Here is a 15,369-nt window from a genome sequence, read left to right on the forward strand (position 1 = left end):
GTATTAGTATATACATATACTGGTATTTTGCTCCAATTGGATTTCATTTTTATTGGCCAATATTACTAATGAATTCTATCATATCTCTACTACTTTTTATATCCACAATAGTATTCATATGTATTAGAAAGCATAGTGTTATTAATGTTATTGACAACTATATTGGACTTGGAGATATTGTTTCGATTTTCTTAATTGGAGCATGGATACATACCTCTTTCTTTTTACTCACCATCATTTTGTCTTCAATAACCGGCCTTTTTATTCAAAAAATAAAACCAACTAAGCGCATACCGCTGGCTACATACTTAATAGGCTGGGCACTATTTTTTTATTCTATCTCATTAATGCAGATTATATAATGATTATTCCTACAGAAATAATTCAAACCATAGACTCTAAAACAGCCTGGAAATATAGTGTGGTTCCAATAGGAATTACGCAAAACTCCATAACTCTTATTTCTAATACACAACCTTCTAGTTCACTAAAATTTGAGCTCGAACTTATTACGGGAAAATCTATCGAGCTTAAAAAACATGATCATGATGGTTTTGACGAAATTCTAAAACGTCACTACCCAAAACATAGGAATACAAAATCAATCGACATTAAAAACAAAGAGCTTTTAATGGTCAACTTAATTGAAGAAGCAAAAAGCCTTGGCAGCTCAGATATCCATATTGAGCCTTATGAACAAAAAGCACGTATCAGATATAGAATTAATGGGAAATTGATTGAAAAATTTCAAATAGACAAGAAGGACTACCCATCATTAGTTAATAAACTAAAAATTTATGCGCGTTTGGATATCGCTCAAAAAAGATTACCACAAGATGGAAGAATCCTATTTAAATCAGAAAGTATACAACAAGAGCTTCGTGTTTCTACCCTACCGACACTATATGGAGAAAAAATTGTTCTAAGGTTACTCGGAAACTCCAGTGAGCATCTTGACTTAGATAAAATTGGAATGAGCCCATCTCAACTTTCATTGTATAAAAAATCGATTCATAAATCAACTGGAATTATTCTTATTTCCGGACCTACAGGATCTGGAAAAACGACAACATTATATACTACTCTGAAAGAATTAAACAAAGTCGATAATAACATTATGACCGTTGAAGACCCGATTGAATACACTCTGGAAGGGGTGAATCAAGTTCAATTACGAGAAAATATTAACCTCACATTCGCAGTTGCCCTAAAAAGCTTTTTAAGACAAGATCCCGATATTATCATGCTAGGTGAAATTAGGGATAAAGAAACTGCTCAAATGGCTATTCGCGCTGCATTAACAGGTCATTTAGTATTAAGTACAATTCATACCAATAGTGCCTGGGGAACAATAAATCGACTAAATGATATGGGAGTCCCGAGTTTCCTAATTGCCAACACCTTAAACTTATCTGTTGCGCAAAGGTTGGTGCGTATTCTATGTTCAAAATGTAAAATTGCACATAACAATAGTGAGCAAAAAAAACACTCCAAATTCGGAAATTACCCTTCAACGTATTATGATTTTTCAGGCTGCGAAGATTGTAATTATACAGGATTTTCAGGTCGTCAAGCGATTTATGAATTGATAGAAAACAATGACAATTCAAAAAATTCAATCATAACGAATACAGACGAATCCAACCTATCATTTGTCTCACCAAAAGACACCCTCGATTACAAAGCCTGGCAGTTATTTTATAATGGCTTAACCACAATCTCAGAAATAAACTCATTAATTAACTAGATGAAAAAGTATTTACATATAATTTGTTTGATTTTCATTTTATTAGCCTCAAATCTTTCATTTGGCCAAAATGATCCTATTTATCGAGTTGATACTTTAGACACCTATTTTAATATTCTTTCTGAAGACATTGAAGCATTAAATGAAGAAGTAGAATTTGGTGTTAGCGGTGTATCCGTAAGAGAATTCTTAAGAGCACTTGCCTCAAGTCATGATCTAAACATTGTTATTGATGAAAAAGTTACTGGGACCATTCACAATAATTTTTCCAATGTTAAAGTAAAAGAAGTTCTAATATTTATTGCAAATGAATACGACTTATCTGTCAATTCTATTGGCACTATAATCACCTTTAAACCAATATCAAAGAATAAAATAAAACAAAACGTATACACACCTACATATAATATTTCTTATAGTAAAAGAAACACATGGTTAACACTAGAGGCTAAAGACGATACACTTTCTGTTATCACTAAATCTATCACCGAAAAATCGGGAGTTAATATTATCCTGTTTCCTGAAATTAAGAATAAACTGGTCAGTTGTTTTATTAAAGACCGACCACTAAATGAAGTTTTAGAAATGTTTGCCCTGGCAAACGACCTTCATTTGGAAAAACAAAACGACAAATACTACACATTCAGTCCCAAAAAAGAACAAATATTACCCAATAGAAATAACAAAAATGAGAATACGATTGAACCCGAAAAATTAGATACGGAAATAAAAGTCTCATTCTCAGACTCACTACTACTTAACATTATTGCAATTAATAAACCTATTAAAGAAATTCTTGCATCTGTATCTAAATATGCTGGCTATAACTACATATTCTACAAAGAACCTACAGGTATGGCTACAATTTACGTTAACAATGTAAATTACGAAGAATTTCTAACCTACTTATTATCAGGATCTGAGCTCACTTTTAAAAAGTCGGAGGGAATCTTCTTCATAGGAGGAAGGAAAGATGAGTCCTTTAGAACCACAGAAATCATTAAACTTGATTATAGAACAGTTGAAAAAATAACCGATTTCATACCCACAGAATTAACAAAGAGTATTGACATAAAAACCTTCCCTGAACTCAATTCAATTATTGTAAGTGGGTCTAAGCCCAATATCAATGAATTAAGGAAATTTATTGCGCAGATTGATCAAATAGTACCAGTGGTTAAGATCGAAGTCATGATTATTGATTTTCGAAAATCTCATGATACAAAGATTGGAGTAGACATGTATTTAGGAGTAGGTGAAACACCCCAAAAAACATCTGGTTCTTTAACAGGTAATACTGGTGGAAGTGCGACACTAAATAGCACCACCATAAATAGCTTAATAAACTCATTCAATGGTTTTGGATGGTTTAATTTGGGTTCAGTTACTCCCGATTTTTACATGTCTATTCAGGCTATGGAAGCAAACGGGAATCTTAAAGTTCGAAGCACACCAATGATCGCCACCTTAAATGGTCATGAAGCCAATCTGACCATTGGGAATACTGAATATTATCAAGAAACTACGAATAGCCTGGTTGGGAACCAAAATCCCATTTCACAAACATCGCAAGTCTACAAATCAATAAATGCGGACCTTCAGCTTAATATCGTCCCGTTCGTATCAAGTGATGGACATGTAACATTAACCATAGAAGTATCACAATCTGATTTTACAGGCAGAATTGCTGAGACAGCTCCTCCAGGCCAAATTAGTCGAAATTTCAGTTCCTTAATTAGGGTAAAAGATGGGGAAATGATCATTTTAGGAGGATTAGAAGAAAACAAAAAAAATGCCACTAGTCAGGGGTTACCCTGGATTTCTAGATTACCAGTTCTTAAATGGATTTTTGGCAAAAGATCTAAAACAGTCAGTGATTCAAAACTGCACATTTTTATAAAACCAACCATTATCTACTAAGTGAACATTTTTTATAAAATAGCGCAGTTTATAGATCAATATTCTAACCATACCAAATCGTTAGAATATCAAATTTATGATACACATTCTAAATGGATTGGACTTCATCCGAATCAAGTAAAACAAGAACGGATGAATAAGAATAGCATTTTTGATAAAATACAAAAGTTTGAATTTGTTAACCTAACAATTTCAGGAGATCATTTTCTGGAAAAAACCTATAACAATGATTTTGCGGATTATGAGCAGAATTTCGTTCAACAATTTTCCACTTTCAGTACTCAAAACGCACTTGTCAATTGTTACGAAATTAACTCTGATACATCTATTGCTATTTTTCTACCAAAATTTAAACTAGAACCGGTAATAAAAGAATTGGATGAAAACTTCATTAAAATTTCATCTATAAAAATATCCTCCTCAACTACTGACAACAAAAATTGCATTTTTCAACTGATCCCGAATGACATCACACGTAACAATGAAGATAGAATATACTTTTCCAGTTTCCGAAAAATTCTATTTCTAGGGATTATTTTTTCAGTAATATTAACCTCAGTCCTATTTCTTGGTGTAAATCTTTCCGAGAAAATCAAAAATCAACATTTATCTCAAAATATTGATTCAAATAGATCAAAAAACCAATTGGACAGCTTACAAAATGTACTTAAATACCAAGAACAACTCATCGTCCAAAATTCAACATATCAAAAGAGGTATAAATATCAAATTTTAAACGAAATCGCATTATCTACTCCTGAACAAATCACCTTAACGAAATTAAGTCTAAATCCGCTTACTGCTAAAATAAGAACTGACAAGCCGATTCTATTCTCTAATAATACCATCCACATTAAAGGCTTTTCAGATGAAATAAAATCAATCTATAGTTGGATTTCGAAAGTTAACTCATCTGAATGGGTTACAGATATATATATAGATGAGATTAACGAAAATAGAGAAAACACCAATCTAACTTTTTCAATTATTATCACAATATCAAAATGAATACACCTCAAAACATATTTGGAATTTCTGTTCTGATCGTTTTTGGTCTGATCGTATCGATAATGATGAAATTTGGATTTAAAATTTGGAACAACTTGGAGCCTTCCGATAGTAGAGTTGAATTAAGTATCGAACCAAATCAAATAAATGATCTACAGTCAAAGATTTCTGAAAATAAACGAGTTATTGACGATTATGACCAAACAAGTGTTTTTCAACAAACCTTAATGAAAAATATATCGAATTTTAAAAATTCGCATGATATTTCAATTTATTCCATACCCAAAGTTCATATAAACACTAATCAAAACACCAAGAGTACCACTATTCAAATTCAAATCACAGGCAATTTTGAAAATCAACTTCTATTACTTGAACATTTTGAAAAAGAATTGAGCCATATACCGATGAAATCTTGCGCATATAAAGTTGAAAAAAAGAAAAAGAAGAAAAAACTTATTGGAACGTACATATTTCAATACAAATCATCTAACTCGATCTAAAAATGAAAAAATTAATTTTTTATATAACTCTTTTACTCTCTTTTAGTAATTGTACTGATCTGATAGAGCAAAATTTGGAAAATGAAAGCATCCATGTACTTTCACCAAGAGACAGCCTGATTTCCAGCAATATTAGTCAAAAATTCTATTGGGAAAGTTCATCTCCTAATACTTCAGCACGAATTCAAATAGTTACCCCCAATTTTAACCAAATAAACTTCTTTATTGTAGACACTTTAGTCTCTGGTAATCAATTCGAAATCAACCTATCTCCAAACGAATACGAATGGCGAATCCGATTAGAAAACAGTGTCTATTCAAGTGAGTATCAGTATTACAAGATATTTATTGATAGTTCGGATAATTTAAATACTCAAAAACTTTTAATTTCTTTTCCGTCAAACAACCAAATTTTCACAAAAACAGATTCCATATTTTTTGCTTGGAACCCTATTATTGGTGCGCTTCAATATGAGTATAAAGTTGAAGATTTTAACAGTCAAAATGTTCAAAATGGTATCTTAGCAGACACCTCTCTACTTCTTGATTCCAATATAGCTCAAGGAACGTATCAAATTAACATTCGAGGACAAAATACATTTACTAATACGGCTTTTACAGAACTTCAATTTGTTGTTGATACTGCTGCTCCTCAAACTCCAATTATTACATTCCCAATAAATAATCAAATACTGAATTCTGGATTAACTCGACTGGAATGGAATACTTTCAGTAGCCCGGTTACTCCAGAATTTGACTCCATATACTTTTTTGTAAATCAAAACAGTAATACCATTCTTTCAAAACACTATGTAGGTCAGGATACTTTTTTTGACACAATTATTTCTTCAGGTATGTATTACTGGTCAATTAAAAGATTCGATCAGGCTGGTTTTTCTAGCAATTTCTCAGAAAGAAACAGGTTTTTCGTACAATAACTCTATGAAAAAGATAATAAATATCATCCTAATAATTATTGTTGTTATAATATATTCAAGGCTTGTCTTGAGCCATATGGACACCGAAAAAATCCCAAATCAGAACAATATTGTTAGTCCGAAAATCCAAAGATCTCCCATTCCAACTTCAAACTACACTCTTAATTTAAACTTTACAGATCCTTTTTTAAAACACAGTGCAGGAGCTAAGATCGTTTCAAACAATAAAACTCCAAAACCCCAAAAAAACAATCACAAAACAGCTATAACAACTGATGAAAGTCTAATGTTTACTTCATCGATAGACCTGTTATACTTGGGAAGAATCGTAAACATTAGCAAACATGAGTCAAAAGCACTAATTAAATATAAAAATAAAGAGGTTATTGTGAGCCCAGGTGATTCCTTAGATAGTTTCAAAATAACAGAAATACTTAAAACACACTTAATCATACAGTTAAACAACAAAAATTTTAAATATGAAATCAAAAAGTAAATATGCCCTATTTATATTATTTGTTCTTTTCTGTTTAAGTGCAAATAGTCAATCAAAAAATATTCATTCCCTTGATTTACACACTAATTACGCTACCAAAGTAAAAACCTTTTATTCTACCAAGAATAGAAAAAAGAATAATTTAAAAGCCAAATACTATTGGACTACCAACCGAGAAATTCATCAATCCAATGGTAGTTATTCCGGATATTTAATCCATGGTACTTACAACGAATTCTATCTTACCAATCAACTATTCGCTCAGGGTACTTTTGAGTATGGTTTAAAGTCCGGTAGGTGGATCTACTGGCATTCGAATGGTCAAATTAAAATTATTGAACATTACAAAAATGGATTACTACATGGAGAGTATTTGGAATATGATCAAAACGCTAAACTCATTTATAGTGGAAAATTCAAAAATGGATTCAAAAATGGCGTTTTTATCAAAACAATAAACGACACTCTTGAGTATAAGGAACATTATAAAAAAGGATTTCTAAAAAAAGAAAAAAAGAAAATCCAAGATTTGAAGATTAAAAGAAAGTCAAACAAAAAAGAAAAAAAGAAAGAGAACGAAAACAAAGATGAGAAACCACCTTTTTTAGATAAAATAAAGAGTGTTTTAAACAAAAAAACTCGATCGGATGAGAATTAAAGGATGGATTTTATCCTATACTATTATTCTAATGTTAATCTCTTCTTTGATTTTAACTACTATGATTGTTGTGGCCGGATTTCAAAAAAAATTATTCTCTAATGCGTTTAACAGCTACAAATTAGAATTAAATAATATATCAGGGTTAAACTATTTTCTATCTAACTCCATTGACAATTTTAATTCGCAAAAAAAATTCGAAAGTGATTTTAAAATCACGCAAAAAAAATGGGGGCATTTAAAGTTAATTCGAATAACTAGCTATGCCGGAGTAGACTCACTCATTAAACCGGTACTAATCGGCTCCGTACCTTCATATAATGACCCTATCATAAGTCTGGATGAATCCTCTCATGGATTGAAATTGTCAGGAAAATGTGAATTGATAGGAACAATAGAAATACCAAAACATGGCATAGAAATACTAAACAAACTGTATTCTCCTTCTGACATTAATATAACGAGGGCAGAAATATCTCATCGTAATACCTCGACCAATTCAAAAAACCTTCCATCAAAAAGTTATTATTCTGCACCCTACGAAAATTTATCCTTTATAAATAATATTGATTCCATAAATCAGTATTTTTCTTTTAACCGCAATAGCAGTTACTTTTACTCAGAACAAGAAATAGAGCTCTTAAATAATATTCAAGGGAATATAATTATAGAATCTAATGATAAGATTTTCATAGATACACATAGTCAACTTGAAGATTTAATCCTAATCGCTCCTCAAATTGAAATTGCAAATAATTGGTCTGGAGCAATACAGTTATTTACAGATCATTTAATTCTAGGAGAAAATATAACCTTTCTTTATCCCTCATCTATCTCTGTTAATACTTCAAACGAAAAATACTCTCTTAACTTTAAATCGTCCTGCACATTAAATGGATATTTAAACATCCATGGTCAAAAAGAGTGTAAAATCACACCTAAAATAAGTGGGAAAATTAATGGGTACATCCATTCGGATATTCCCTTAGACTTTAACGCTAAACTATCCGGTCAAATATCATGTCCTTATTTTAAGCATTCAACCTCGTCATCATCATACATAAATCTAATTTATAACTCTACGGTAAACAGCGATTTCCAACAAAAGGGTATTCCCATCCCGGTATCATCCACAAACTCATCAAAAGCATTTATCAAATGGCTAGATTAAAGGGATTTACAATAATCGAAACTCTTATTGCGATGTCACTATTTGGCACTGCTGTTTTTGTCTCAAACATTCTGATTCAAAACATCTATAAGCAACCTAATCGTTCTGATTTAATTCAAATCAATCAATGCATTCAAAAAATATCTAAACTCAACAATTTCAAAGAGTTTGAGTCAGAAATTAACAACATCGAATTTGACAATTTACAAGTTACGTATGACATCGAACATTTAAAAAATACAGATCAATGCAATTTCTATATCTCAAAAAACGATGAGATAATTTTTTCTCATTTTATCATCCTGCGACATGAAAGTTAGAGGATTCACCATAACAGAAATATCAGTTAATATGTTAATCAGCGGTCTGATTATCATATTTATCATCTCTTTTATTTCTTTCCAGAATAGAGTTCTCCTTAATCAAATTAAGAACTTTGATCGAACATCTGATCTTCGTTTACTCCAATCTGTACTTTCTCAGAACTTTTCAAAAAACAGTTTAATAATGGGCAATGGAAATTCCATCTGTTTTAGAGATTATAAATCCTCATGTAATCAAAAAATATCATTCTTCCCTGACTCTATTATTATTCATCAACCAAGTCCGAATACATTTCAGTTTAAAAATCAAACTGACCTACTCTTCCTACGCGATTCGATAATATCTCAAATTGATATTCTGATATATGATGAAGATCAACAATACCAACTTACGTATAGAAAAACCTATACCGAAGGGGAGTTATTAAATATTCAACTTTAATTCGAGCAATGAAACTATCTGATAAGCAAAAAGCAGAATTTTACTATGAGCTTTCCATATTTTTTAATTCTGGCCTCGATCTCAAAAACGCAATGCAATTAATGATTGTTGAAAATGAGAAGTCTAAACAAAAAGTCATTTACGAAGGAATTTATAACTCATTGTTAGAAGGTAAGTCTCTAGCATTCATATTGAGAAATAATTCGATATTCTCTGATTATGAATCATTCAATATTAAAATTGGGGAAGAAACTGGAAATTTAAATCACGTATGTAACGGTCTGGCAACATACTTTCAACGTAAAATAAAAGTTCGAAGTCAATTAATTGGAGCAATAAGCTATCCCTTGTTTATTCTAGCATTAACAATTGGAGTTCTTATATTTATGATGAACTTCGTAGTTCCAATGTTTTCCGACATCTTCCTTAGGTTTGACTCAGAGTTACCTAAAATCACAGTCTTTGTAATTAACTTATCAAATTGGTTTAGATCATCTTTCGTTTATGTTCTTGTTTTAACCATTGTAATAGTTATCCTAATTTATTTTTCATCAAAAAGTGCGTATTTTAAAAAAATAACATCATATGTACAACTTCATATTCCCATCTATGGGTCAATAATTAAAGATATTCAAATCAATAAATATTATCAGGCCATGAGCCTTCTCCTCTCATCAAATATCACATTAATTGAATCAGTCGAACTTTCAAAAAACATCATTTCATTTTATCCACTAAAAAAAATTCTTAATCACATAGAAGGAGATTTGCTTAAGGGGGTCGCTTTTAATGAGTCATTAAAGAAAACTGATTTCATTCCATCAAAAGATATCCTACTATTCAAAATAGCGGAAGAACTAAATCAACTCGATAGTATTTTTGAAAAACTCACAATACAATATCAAGAAAAAATTGACAATAAAACACTGATAGCAGGCAAATTAATAGAACCCGTACTTATCGTTTTCATAGGCGGAATTGTTGGATTTATTTTAGTATCCATGTATTTGCCTTTATTTGAATTAAGCACCAGTTTATAAGATATAATCACATAACAAAGGCTACAAGTCCGAGTGAGTGATGTCGGAATTGCAGCCTGATTATGAGCTAAGTATACTCTTTAGTATAGTAGTATCTTAAATACTATTAGCGACTTGTCAATTCATTGATTCCAAACCTTACTAATAAGATTAAGCAGGAAGTTGAAGAAAACTTCTGTTTAATACTATTATTAAACTTCTTTCATCAAAAGGATAATTAAATATAACTAGAGATAACCTCAAAAAACTCCAGACCACACTCAATACCCATATTATGAACAATATTACATCGAATACGGGTTCATTCAACCCATAAATTTTATGGGTTTTTTAACATTTCTATAAAAGATTATTGATTTATTCTAAAACGAAACAAAAAACAAATTAACCATGTAAAAATGGACTCTTACTAGCTGTAAAAGATCGGTCAATTTTTATCCAAGAATTGGCCATACTTATCACGATCACCTCAGACAGTGATTCCGCGTGTAGCTTCTCTTTCAGGTTCAAAATATGCGAACGGATAGCCGCCTCACTAATTTCATGCAGTTCAGCAATTTGACGCACACTATAATTGTGACACAACAACTTCAGCACCTCATTCTCACCCTTAGTCAACTTGGGCTTTGGTCGGGGAAAAACATGAGGAGGTTTATTGATCCAATATTCTTCCGGAATATGATAGTTTGCAGAATATCCCTTTTTATCAATATCACTGATAATTTGGTCCATGGTTATAGTATTTAACTCACTTGGTTTAATAAACCCAACAGCGTTGTACTCCTGCAAAAAACCTATGAGTTCTTTGGGTAAACTATTCCCCAAAATCATCACATTTACCTCACCCAGTTTTTTCAAATTCTCAGGGCTACTCACCGTCATAAAATTTAATGAGGGCTTTACAAAAAGTAAATGCTTATGATCGACCTTATCTTGAATGAATTCCCTAAGCTCTATATTTTTCCCTCCAACATATCCTAAAAAAAAGGACGTGTCTCTAAAAAGATTATCAAAATGGTCAAGAATCTCTTTTTCAGCTGATAAAATGGATAAATAAGTTCTAGGCATTTGGTCACAATAATTCTGATTACAAAGTAGTAAAAAAAAATTTATCCCAATCTAATAAATTGTGATATTCCTAATAAATCTAGAGCTATTTTCTATTTCAAAAAACGATATGCTACTGAAAAACTAACTTGATTCATATTCAACAGATACCATTCAGTTTCAAAATTAGTTGAAGTCAAATTTTCAATAGGTTCTCCCAAACTATTATTAGTTTCCAGAGTATTCTTACTCCTCTGAATAGATGGAGCAAACTCAAACGAACACATAATCCTATCTTCTGCAAATTGATAGTTAAACATTATTGGGATGGCTAACCCCATCACAAAAGTTTTATTTTTAAAAGCACTTATTTTCTTTCCTTTATTATCTTCCCCAACAATATCTTTATACTGTTGATATTTCAAAAACACGTCCATACCTATTCCCCATGATAAGTGTTCATTGGAATAAAATCTTTTCTCTAACCCTGTTGACAGTCCCATCCCCCAATTCTTATATAATGTTGCCGTATCTTGAGTTGATGTACTATCTCTACCACCGAATAACTCTAAAGCCTTTGCCCTGTAGTACCAGTTCTTTTTACCTCCAGCTTTAAAACTAATATTAAAACTCTTAAAGTTTGAAGTTCCCATTCCCCATTCAACAGCTCTTCCCTTTAGTGTTGAATTTTCTTGTGATTTAATCTGAAAATAATTCAGAAATAATAGAGTCGCTAAAATGATCACTTTTCTCATGGAAAATAATTTAAGTTGTTTTTTAAGGTTCAAATAGGTATTACAAAAATAACATCTTCGAATATTTAACATTGCGTAACAATATTTCTAATCAGAGAACCGCATATCACCCTAAAATTACCGCTAATTAATTTTTATCCATTTACATCTTCTAAAACATTAAAATTGTACTGTGATACAGTTAACTGGAATAAACAAATCTTACAAAGTAGGTAAGCACGACCTTCAAGTTCTCAAAAATGTGAATTTACACATCAAAGAAGGAGAAATGGTTTCCATCATGGGCTCCTCGGGATCTGGTAAATCCACATTGCTAAATATCCTGGGAATATTGGATACCTACGATAGTGGTGAATACAAATTAGATCAAACGCTCATTCGTGAAATGAGTGAAACCAAAGCCGCTCATTATCGTAATAAAATGATCGGATTCATATTCCAGTCTTTTAATCTAATCACATTCAAAAACGCAATGGAAAATGTGGCACTTCCACTCTATTATCAGGGAGTGAGTCGCAAAAAAAGAAATGCGTTGGCACTGGAATACTTAGACCGTGTAGGGTTAAAGGATTGGGCTGAGCATATGCCAAACGAAATGAGTGGAGGGCAAAAACAACGTGTTGCGATTGCCAGAGCACTAATTTCAAAACCCAAAATCATCCTTGCGGATGAACCTACCGGGGCCTTGGATAGTAAAACATCCATTGACGTTATGAAATTACTACGAGAAATAAACTTAGAAGGAATTACCATCATCATCGTTACCCACGAACAAGATATTGCGGATGCAACTGATCGAAATATTGTTCTTAAAGATGGAGAGGTAATGACCGTGAAAACAAATGTTTGATTTAGAAAAATGGCAGGAAATATTTGACGTAGTCAAGGCCAATAAGCTACGTACATTCTTGACGGCATTTTCGGTGTCGTGGGGGATTTTCATGCTCATAATTCTACTAGGTGCCGGTCAGGGTTTACGGAATGGTTTTGAATATCAATTCAGAGATGATGCGATCAATAGTGTTTGGTTAAGAGCCGGAAACACAGGAGTCGCATATAAAGGAATGAAGCCGAACCGTAAAATTCAATTGACCAATGCGGAATATGATTTAATCAAAAACTCATTTGAAGATATTGATCATATCACTGGAAGGTTTGCCAGCTGGGGGAGTCAAATGGACTATAAAGAACGGACTGCGAATCTACCCTATCGCGGGGTTCACCCAGACCATCAGGTCCTGGAAAATACGATCATGAGTACAGGTCGTTTTCTAAACCAAACAGATTTAAAGGATAAAGCCAAAGTCGCTGTTCTGGGACAAGAAGCCATTACCGAATTATTCGGAGATGAAGACCCCATGGGTAAATACTTTTCCATTTGGAATGTTCCTTTTAAGGTAATTGGTACCTTCAACGATTACGGAGGTAGATGGGAAAAGAAAATGGTTTACATTCCAATCACAACTTCTCAACAAGTTTTTGGAGGTACAGAAAACCTTAATCGTATCATGTTCACCACTGGAAACGCACCGGAAAGCAGAGTAAATCAGATTGTTGATGCAACAGTTCAAATGCTATCCGACAAACTCATTTTTGACCCTAAAGATTCCAGAGCACTTTATGCGCGCAACAATGCCGAAGAATACAAAATGTTTACTGGTATTTTCACCGGAATAAATGCATTTATCTGGATTATTGGCATCATGACCATTATTGCCGGTGTTGTGGGGATTAGCAATATCATGATGATTACCGTTAAAGAACGTACCAAAGAAATTGGCATTCGCAAAGCTCTGGGTGCCACACCTGCTTCTGTGGTTACCATGATCTTGCTAGAAGCTGTAGTTATCACAACTGTGGCCGGATATACAGGATTGGTTTTAGGTGTTTTCTCGTTAGAATATCTTTCCAGCCTCACCTCTGACCCGGGTACATTCATGAATCCAGGTGTTGATTTTAGTATTGCGGTAGCATCCACCATTGTATTGATTGTTGCAGGAAGTATAGCCGGGTTGATTCCCGCCCTACAAGCAGCAAAAGTTAAACCTATTGTAGCATTAAGAGACGAATAGATGTTTGATATAGACAGATGGGCCGAGATTTATCAAACACTTAGCAAAAACAAATTGCGAAGTGCACTTACTGCTTTTGGCGTGGTTTGGGGAATCATCATGCTGATTGTCATGTTAGGCGCAGGGAATGGATTGCAAAATGGAGTTTCGAAAGACTTTGCCGGAAGAGTTGCCAATAGCGTCTTTATGTGGTCCAATACTACCTCCATGCCTTACAAAGGTTTTAAAAAAAATAGATGGTTTGGTTTAAATAATGATGATACAGAGGCATTACGGGAAATTCCAGAACTAGACCTCATCTCTCCTGGATTGCAATTAGGAGGATGGCGTGGTGCCAATAATGTTACGTATAATTCGCGTACGGGCGCTTTCGAAATCAACGGATTTGCTCCTGAAGTGCAATACATCAAACTTCTTAAAATGCAAACAGGTCGTTTTTTAAATGACCGCGACATGAAGGAAGAACGAAAAATTTGTGTGATAGGTAAAATCACGACTGAAACGCTTTTTCCGGATGAAGATCCATTGGGGAAATATATCAAAATCAACGGGGTGTATTTTCAGGTAGTAGGTACTTTTCATTCAGGTCTAAAGGGAGATGATGCCGAGAATGAAGATCGCTCCATTTATATACCATTTACCACTTTCCAAAAAGCGTTTAATCAAGGTAATATGGTACATTGGTTTGTGATGACCAGTAAAAAAGGAATTAAAGTAACCGTGGTGGAAGATGAAGCCGAACGTATTCTTAAACAGAGACATGATATTCACCCGGATGATCCCAGGGCTATTGGTTCCTGGAACATGGAAAAAGAAGTCGATAAATTCAATATGATATTTAACGGCATTAAAGCGTTATCCTGGTTTGTAGGGGTACTTACCTTACTTGCCGGAGTAATCGGTATTTCGAATATCATGCTAATTATCATTCGCGAAAGAACACAAGAAATTGGAATTCGTAGAGCCATTGGTGCCACCCCGGTAAGCATCGTCACACAAATTGTATTAGAATCTATGATCCTAACTACTCTCAGTGGGATAATCGGAATTATTTTTGGAGTTTGGTTACTCGAGCTTCTCGGACCTTACATTCAACATGATTATTTTTCTAATCCTGAAGTCCAGTTTGCCATCATTATCAAAGCATTTAGTATTCTGGTATTTTCTGGAATATTAGCAGGTATCATCCCATCGATACGTGCTATTAAGATTAAACCAATTGACGCATTAAGAACAGAATAAAAAACAA

At 32.9% G+C, this 15,369-nt stretch carries 16 protein-coding genes; 14 read left to right on the forward strand and 2 right to left on the reverse strand.

Annotation, left to right across the window (positions count from 1 at the left end; all coding sequences use genetic code 11):
* Window positions 1–361 precede the first annotated feature (361 nt).
* Genes KFE94_07280 through KFE94_07330 form a run of 11 tightly spaced genes read left to right on the forward strand, consistent with a single transcriptional unit; the run spans window position 362 to window position 10,246 of the window.
* On the forward strand, window positions 362–1,747 hold the full coding sequence (locus KFE94_07280; GenBank protein UTW67908.1) for a type II/IV secretion system protein: 1,386 nt from the start codon (window positions 362–364) through the stop codon (window positions 1,745–1,747).
* On the forward strand, window positions 1,748–3,667 hold the full coding sequence (locus KFE94_07285; protein UTW67909.1) for a hypothetical protein: 1,920 nt from the start codon (window positions 1,748–1,750) through the stop codon (window positions 3,665–3,667). It abuts the gene before it with no gap.
* On the forward strand, window positions 3,668–4,675 hold the full coding sequence (locus KFE94_07290; GenBank protein UTW67910.1) for a PilN domain-containing protein: 1,008 nt from the start codon (window positions 3,668–3,670) through the stop codon (window positions 4,673–4,675). It begins immediately after the preceding gene.
* Window positions 4,672–5,178: a hypothetical protein gene (locus KFE94_07295; protein ID UTW67911.1), complete on the forward strand. Its 507-nt coding sequence runs from the start codon at window positions 4,672–4,674 to the stop codon at window positions 5,176–5,178. Before KFE94_07290 ends, KFE94_07295 begins: the two co-directional genes overlap by 4 nt.
* Before the next feature lie 2 nt (window positions 5,179–5,180).
* Window positions 5,181–6,116 (forward strand): hypothetical protein, encoded by a 936-nt coding sequence (locus tag KFE94_07300; GenBank protein UTW67912.1) that lies wholly within the window; start codon window positions 5,181–5,183, stop codon window positions 6,114–6,116.
* Between the two features lie 4 nt (window positions 6,117–6,120).
* Window positions 6,121–6,612 (forward strand): hypothetical protein, encoded by a 492-nt coding sequence (locus tag KFE94_07305; protein ID UTW67913.1) that lies wholly within the window; start codon window positions 6,121–6,123, stop codon window positions 6,610–6,612.
* Window positions 6,596–7,270 (forward strand): hypothetical protein, encoded by a 675-nt coding sequence (locus KFE94_07310; GenBank protein UTW67914.1) that lies wholly within the window; start codon window positions 6,596–6,598, stop codon window positions 7,268–7,270. The genes KFE94_07305 and KFE94_07310 overlap by 17 nt, the downstream gene beginning before the upstream one ends.
* Window positions 7,260–8,441 (forward strand): hypothetical protein, encoded by a 1,182-nt coding sequence (locus tag KFE94_07315; protein ID UTW67915.1) that lies wholly within the window; start codon window positions 7,260–7,262, stop codon window positions 8,439–8,441. Before KFE94_07310 ends, KFE94_07315 begins: the two co-directional genes overlap by 11 nt.
* The gene (locus KFE94_07320; GenBank protein ID UTW67916.1) at window positions 8,429–8,761 is read left to right on the forward strand and encodes a type II secretion system protein; all 333 of its coding nucleotides are present in this window, start codon (window positions 8,429–8,431) and stop codon (window positions 8,759–8,761) included. Before KFE94_07315 ends, KFE94_07320 begins: the two co-directional genes overlap by 13 nt.
* Complete coding sequence (locus KFE94_07325) at window positions 8,751–9,206, forward strand: hypothetical protein (protein UTW67917.1); 456 nt, start codon at window positions 8,751–8,753, stop codon at window positions 9,204–9,206. The genes KFE94_07320 and KFE94_07325 overlap by 11 nt, the downstream gene beginning before the upstream one ends.
* 8 nt (window positions 9,207–9,214) lie before the next feature.
* Window positions 9,215–10,246: a type II secretion system F family protein gene (locus KFE94_07330; GenBank protein ID UTW67918.1), complete on the forward strand. Its 1,032-nt coding sequence runs from the start codon at window positions 9,215–9,217 to the stop codon at window positions 10,244–10,246.
* Between the two features lie 384 nt (window positions 10,247–10,630).
* Here KFE94_07330 and KFE94_07335 read toward each other — a convergent pair whose 3' ends face one another.
* Together KFE94_07335 and KFE94_07340 are read right to left on the reverse strand one after the other, a co-directional pair.
* The gene (locus KFE94_07335) at window positions 10,631–11,314 is read right to left on the reverse strand and encodes a helix-turn-helix transcriptional regulator (GenBank protein ID UTW67919.1); all 684 of its coding nucleotides are present in this window, start codon (window positions 11,312–11,314) and stop codon (window positions 10,631–10,633) included.
* Window positions 11,315–11,406: 92 nt separating this feature from the next.
* The gene (locus KFE94_07340) at window positions 11,407–12,048 is read right to left on the reverse strand and encodes a hypothetical protein (GenBank protein ID UTW67920.1); all 642 of its coding nucleotides are present in this window, start codon (window positions 12,046–12,048) and stop codon (window positions 11,407–11,409) included.
* A gap of 172 nt (window positions 12,049–12,220) precedes the next feature.
* Here KFE94_07340 and KFE94_07345 point away from each other — a divergent pair, with 172 nt between their 5' ends.
* Genes KFE94_07345 through KFE94_07355 form a run of 3 tightly spaced genes read left to right on the forward strand, consistent with a single transcriptional unit; the run spans window position 12,221 to window position 15,362 of the window.
* Window positions 12,221–12,898, forward strand: coding sequence for an ABC transporter ATP-binding protein (locus KFE94_07345; GenBank protein UTW67921.1), 678 nt, complete (start codon window positions 12,221–12,223; stop codon window positions 12,896–12,898).
* Window positions 12,891–14,120, forward strand: a complete 1,230-nt coding sequence (locus KFE94_07350) for an ABC transporter permease (protein UTW67922.1) — start codon at window positions 12,891–12,893, stop codon at window positions 14,118–14,120. Before KFE94_07345 ends, KFE94_07350 begins: the two co-directional genes overlap by 8 nt.
* A complete protein-coding gene (locus KFE94_07355; GenBank protein UTW67923.1) occupies window positions 14,121–15,362 on the forward strand; it encodes an ABC transporter permease in 1,242 nt (413 codons plus the stop codon).
* Window positions 15,363–15,369: the final 7 nt, after the last annotated feature.

It is taken from the genome of bacterium SCSIO 12643, from assembly GCA_024398135.1.
Lineage (GTDB): Bacteria > Bacteroidota > Bacteroidia > Flavobacteriales_G > Salibacteraceae > CAJXZP01.